The 852-nt window shown below is 47.7% G+C and carries 1 tRNA gene and 2 rRNA genes; all 3 read right to left on the bottom strand.

The features are described 5' to 3' along the window. Positions 1-331 (bottom strand): 23S ribosomal RNA (locus AK95_RS27330); the annotation flags it as partial. 237 nt (positions 332-568) lie between these two features. Further along, positions 569-644, bottom strand: a tRNA-Ala gene (locus AK95_RS27325). Positions 645-764: 120 nt separating this feature from the next. Continuing rightward, positions 765-852 (bottom strand): 16S ribosomal RNA (locus tag AK95_RS27320); the annotation flags it as partial.

The following is an 852-nucleotide window of genomic DNA, read 5'->3' as shown; positions in this document are numbered from 1 at the left end:
TTCCTTTGTAACTCCATGTGAGACGTCCCACAACCCCAGAGAGCAAGCTCTCTGGTTTAGGCTGTTCCGCGTTCGCTCGCCGCTACTGACGGAATCACTCTTGTTTTCTCTTCCTCCAGGTACTTAGATGTTTCAGTTCCCTGGGTATGCCTCCTCGCATCCTATGTATTCAGATACGGGTAACTAGCTATTACACTAGCTGGGTTTCCCCATTCGGACATCCCCGGATCGAAGCTTGCTTACAGCTCCCCGAGGCAGTATCGTTGTTCGCCACGTCCTTCTTCGGCTCCTAGCGCCTAGGCATCCTCCGTGTGCTCTTAGTAGCTTAACCAATTGCTCCGGTTATTGTGCTCATCGCTCTGTTGTCCGTTTGTTTCCTGATCTACTAAACGAGTTAATAGGTGGAAACGAAACTTCCAAAGGATCGATGATCCCAAAACCTTCGCGCTACTTTTTATTAAACTTGTTTTGACACAAGTTCAGCTAAAAGGATATTTCTAATTGCGCAAATTCGTTTCGTTATCTAGTTTTCAAGGATCAATTGTATATCTTATTGATGAAATTGATTTGGTGGAGCCAAGGGGGATCGAACCCCTGACCTCCTGCGTGCAAGGCAGGCGCTCTCCCAGCTGAGCTATAGCCCCTCAAATTCCATCAAAACTGAACAAATGAATACACGTCGTGGTTGACTTCAATGAAGTCTGTTCGATGACTTGCGTCATCGTTATTTGAATGTTTCCGTTGCAGGAAACGATTCTCCATAGAAAGGAGGTGATCCAGCCGCACCTTCCGATACGGCTACCTTGTTACGACTTCACCCCAATCATCTACCCCACCTTCGGCGGCTGGCTC

Origin of the sequence: Paenibacillus sp. LC231 (genome assembly GCF_001860525.1) — a bacterium.
Lineage (GTDB): Bacteria > Bacillota > Bacilli > Paenibacillales > Paenibacillaceae > Paenibacillus_AQ.
The sequence above is the reverse complement of the archived record's forward strand: the minus strand, read 5'-3'. Positions and strand labels throughout refer to the sequence as shown.